The organism is Agarivorans sp., from assembly GCF_050295395.1.
In the GTDB taxonomy this organism is placed as follows: domain Bacteria; phylum Pseudomonadota; class Gammaproteobacteria; order Enterobacterales; family Celerinatantimonadaceae; genus Agarivorans.
Genome location: NZ_JBNKPP010000299.1, coordinates 1 through 3,822, shown reverse-complemented (window position 1 = coordinate 3,822; position 3,822 = coordinate 1). Strand labels below are relative to the sequence as shown.

The window sequence follows — 3,822 nt, the reverse complement described above, 5'->3', positions numbered from 1 at the left end:
CTAGACACGGTAGTCGTTCCAACCAATAAACCGATGATTCGTGATGACCAAGGTGATTTGGTTTACCTCACAGCCGAAGAGAAATACAAGGCGATTGTGAATGATATTCGCGAATGTGTGAAGGCTCAGCGTCCAGTGTTGGTGGGTACGGTTTCTATCGAAAACTCAGAGTTATTATCCAACATTCTGAAGAAAGAGAAAATTAAGCACAATGTATTAAACGCCAAATTCCACGAGAAGGAAGCCGACATTGTTGCAGAAGCGGGTGTTGCTGGTGCGGTAACCATTGCCACCAACATGGCCGGCCGTGGTACCGATATTGTGCTAGGTGGTAACTTGCAGGTAGAGATTAGCGCCTTGGGCGAGGATCCCAGTGAGCAGCAAATCGCCGAGGTGAAACAACGCTGGCAAGAGCGTCACGACGCGGTATTAGCCGCCGGTGGTTTGCACATTATTGGCACCGAGCGTCATGAATCTCGTCGGATTGATAATCAGTTGCGTGGTCGTTCTGGTCGTCAGGGTGATCCGGGTTCTACTCGTTTTTATCTGTCTATGGAAGATAGCTTAATGCGCATCTTCGCTTCTGATCGTGTTACCGGCATGATGAAAAAGCTGGGCATGGAAGAAGGCGAAGCGATTGAGCACCCATGGGTGACTCGGGCGATTGAGAACGCCCAACGTAAGGTGGAAGGCCGAAACTTTGATGTGCGTAAGTCATTGTTAGAATTTGATGACGTAGCTAACGATCAACGAAAAGTGGTTTACGAACAACGTAATGACCTGATGGATAGCGAAAGTATTTCCGACACCATCGAAGTGATTCGTGAAGATGTGTTCAACTCGGTTATTGATGAATACATCCCGCCGCAGTCTTTGGAAGAAATGTGGCAAGTGAGCGAGCTAGAACAGCGTCTGAAAAGTGACTTTGGTTTAGACCTACCAATACAAAAATGGTTGGATGAAGACGATAAGTTACACGAAGATAAATTGCGTGAGAAAATTCTTGCTGAGGCCGTTGCTGATTACCAATCGAAGATTGATAAAGTGGGTGCTGATCCAATTAAGCAATTTGAAAAATCGGTAATGCTGCAAACTCTTGACCAACTTTGGAAAGAGCATCTAGCAGCAATGGATCACCTACGTCAGGGCATTCACCTACGTGGTTACGCACAGAAGAATCCTAAGCAGGAATATAAACGCGAGTCTTTTGAGTTGTTCACGCAAATGCTGGAAGCGTTGAAACTAGACGTGATTAGCATCTTAAGCCGAGTTCGAGTTCAAGATCCTGAAGAAGTCGAAGCCATGGAAGCAAAACGCCGTGAAGCAGAGCAAAGAGCCGCGCTAATGCGTCAGCAGCAAGCTCAAGAGCAGGCTCAAGAGGCTCAACTAGAGAATGGCCAGCCGGTGGTTCGTGAAGGACAAAAAGTCGGCCGAAATGACCCTTGTCCTTGTGGCTCTGGTAAGAAATATAAACAATGCCACGGTAAACTGTCTTAAGTTTGCTTGGCGTTTACAGAGGAGAGCTGCGGCTCTCCTTTTTTATGAACTTATAGGGGCTTAAATGAAGCAGGTTAATGTTGCGGTTGGGGTCATACTTCAAGGCGATAAGGTGTTGCTGAGTTTCCGTCATCAACAACAGCATCAAGGGGGGAAATGGGAGTTTCCCGGTGGCAAAATTGAAGCCGATGAGTCCGTCATCGAAGCCTTGGCGCGTGAATTACAAGAAGAGTTGTCTATAGAGATTGTACAGGCTAGCTGTAAGCCGCTGATTCGCATTGAGCACGACTATGGCGATAAGCAAGTATGTTTGCATGTCTATACCGTTAGTCGCTTTGTTGGTGAGCCTGAGGGCGCAGAGCAGCAAGAGATTCGTTGGGTAGCCAAGCCAGAGTTAGTTAACTATCGTTTCCCTGACGCGAATCATGCGATCCTTGAAACACTATTAGCCAAGCCTTGGGCTGAATTTAATTAGAACTCCCAGCTGTCGGGCTTATCTTCGTCTTCTTGAAGGTGCTGCTGTCCGGCAATATATTTTTCTTCGTTCGCCCACTCGCCTAAATCAATCAGCTTACAACGCTCAGAACAGAAAGGACGAAATTCGCTACTGGTCTGCCAAATAACTTCGGCATTACAGGTGGGGCATTTTACTTTAGTTGGATTGGGTTTGTTCATTAGGCAATTTTACAACAATATAAACGGCAGGGAATATCTTCAAGCTCTTGATTCACTGCACTAATAAATTTTATGGCGAAGCGGTGCTTGTGGCCGCTAACCGTCGGGTAACACTGCAGCTCAGAATCTAGCTCGATGCGCAACAGACCACATTCGGCTGCCACTCCTTGATAAAAGCCCTTGCTGGCGATGACTTCACTGTAACTATGTTGTTCTCTGAGTAACTTAAGCAGGTGAATGATCGCGTCGGCAACCGGTTGTAAAGGTAGCAGCCATTGTTTTACCTGAGCTTGAATTACCTCAGGTTGTTGATGCAGCCAATAGTGTAACTGAGGTAAATCGAAGCTGCAGTTACCGCCGGGTAGGCTTAGGCGTTGACGAATACTGGATAACAGCCGGTCGCTTTTAAGCTGGTCAGAGACGCGTGCATGTTTGCTAATGGTGGAAATCAGCGTTTTTACTTGTAATAACAACTGTTCAATTTTACTGATATCCACTTTGGGCATAGCTGCCCATTGTTCTAATTTATCGGCCTGTTTGGCTAAGTCTTTAAGTAAGTCGGAACGCCATTCACAGCGCTCCAGTACCTCTGCTACCTCGAATAGAGCGCGAAAAAACTGCTGCTGTTGCAGCGGATGTTGTAAGGCTTTAGATAACATCAATTGCTCAAACAACTGCTCTAAGCGTAAGTAGTTTCTTACTTTTTCGTTTAAAGGATGCTCAAATATCAATGCGGCCATAGGGACTCAGAAAACAAGGTGTGATTGGTTTATCTAGCCTAGTGTAACTACTGAGCGTTCAACTGTCATGGCTTTTGGCCAGTTCTAGGTAGATTAGGTGTTGAGCTAAGACTTTTTGCTTAAGTTCGTCTAGACCTTGGTTGTTGTCGATGATGTCATCGGCGGCGGCGCGTTTGTCGGCTCTACTCATTTGCGAATTGATAATTTGCTGTGCTTGCTGGGCATCAACGCCATCACGCGCAGTGGTTCGCTGTAGTTGCAGCGCAACGGGCACATCAATTAATAGGCTGCGATCGGTGAGCTTATCTAAGTGATTTTCAAACAGCAGCGGGGCGACCAATATTTTATAGGGGCCTTTGGCATGCCCAAGTTGCAGCAACATTCGCTCACGGATAAGTGGGTGAAGTAATTGGTTGAGCCAATGCTTTTTTTGCTGGTCATTGAAGATCAGCTGGCGCAGTAGGCGGCGGTTTAAGCTGCCATCGTCTAACAGTATCTCTGGGCCAAAATAGTCGGTAATTTTGGCTAAGGCAGGTTGGCCGGGCTCAACCACTTGGCGCGCCACAATATCGGCATCCACAATGGGAATGCCGAGCTCAGCAAAATAGTGGCAGGCTTGGCTTTTGCCGCTGGCAATACCGCCGGTTAAACCCACTAGCATTAACTCAGCCCTAGGTAGGAGAAGTACCAGCTATGTAGCTGCGCACCAAAAAATAAATAGACTACACCGCCTAGAGCTAAATAGGGGCCAAAGGGTATGGCTTGACTTTGTTGGCGCTTACCCAGAGCGATAAGACTAATGCCGATTAAGGCGCCAGCGAAAGAAGAGAGCAAAATAGTAAGCGGTAAGGCTTGCCAGCCAAACCATGCGCCGATCATGGCCAGCAACTTGAAGTCGCCATAACCCATG

At 47.1% G+C, this 3,822-nt stretch carries 6 protein-coding genes; 2 read left to right on the top strand and 4 right to left on the bottom strand.

The window, feature by feature from the left end:
• Positions 1–1,497 (top strand): SEC-C metal-binding domain-containing protein (locus tag ACQY6Q_RS18105; RefSeq protein ID WP_427983587.1); only part of this gene is annotated, 1,497 nt, incomplete at its 5' end.
• A gap of 64 nt (positions 1,498–1,561) precedes the next feature.
• Positions 1,562–1,972 (top strand): 8-oxo-dGTP diphosphatase MutT, encoded by a 411-nt coding sequence (gene mutT, locus ACQY6Q_RS18100; protein WP_427983586.1) that lies wholly within the window; start codon positions 1,562–1,564, stop codon positions 1,970–1,972.
• Here mutT and yacG read toward each other — a convergent pair.
• The 4 genes from yacG to ACQY6Q_RS18080 form a co-directional block, all read right to left on the bottom strand.
• Positions 1,969–2,172: a DNA gyrase inhibitor YacG gene (gene yacG / locus ACQY6Q_RS18095; RefSeq protein ID WP_427983584.1), complete on the bottom strand. Its 204-nt coding sequence runs from the start codon at positions 2,170–2,172 to the stop codon at positions 1,969–1,971. The genes mutT and yacG overlap by 4 nt on opposite strands.
• The gene (zapD, locus tag ACQY6Q_RS18090) at positions 2,172–2,912 is read right to left on the bottom strand and encodes a cell division protein ZapD (RefSeq protein WP_427983583.1); all 741 of its coding nucleotides are present in this window, start codon (positions 2,910–2,912) and stop codon (positions 2,172–2,174) included. The genes yacG and zapD overlap by 1 nt, the downstream gene beginning before the upstream one ends.
• A 58-nt stretch (positions 2,913–2,970) precedes the next feature.
• Positions 2,971–3,573 carry a dephospho-CoA kinase gene (gene coaE, locus ACQY6Q_RS18085; protein WP_427983582.1) on the bottom strand — a complete coding sequence of 201 codons (603 nt, stop codon included), beginning with the start codon at positions 3,571–3,573 and terminating at the stop codon, positions 2,971–2,973.
• The coding region (locus tag ACQY6Q_RS18080; protein WP_427983580.1) for a prepilin peptidase at positions 3,573–3,822 on the bottom strand (250 nt) is incomplete at its 5' end. The genes ACQY6Q_RS18080 and coaE, both read right to left, overlap by 1 nt.

Excerpts from the sequence above, each read along its gene's own strand:
- yacG (WP_427983584.1), bottom strand. The coding sequence starts at position 2,172 with ATGAACAAACCCAATCCAACTAAAGTAAAATGCCCCACCTGTAATGCC.
- mutT (WP_427983586.1), top strand. The coding sequence starts at position 1,562 with ATGAAGCAGGTTAATGTTGCGGTTGGGGTCATACTTCAAGGCGATAAG.
- coaE (WP_427983582.1), bottom strand. The coding sequence starts at position 3,573 with ATGCTAGTGGGTTTAACCGGCGGTATTGCCAGCGGCAAAAGCCAAGCC.
- zapD (WP_427983583.1), bottom strand. The coding sequence starts at position 2,912 with ATGGCCGCATTGATATTTGAGCATCCTTTAAACGAAAAAGTAAGAAAC.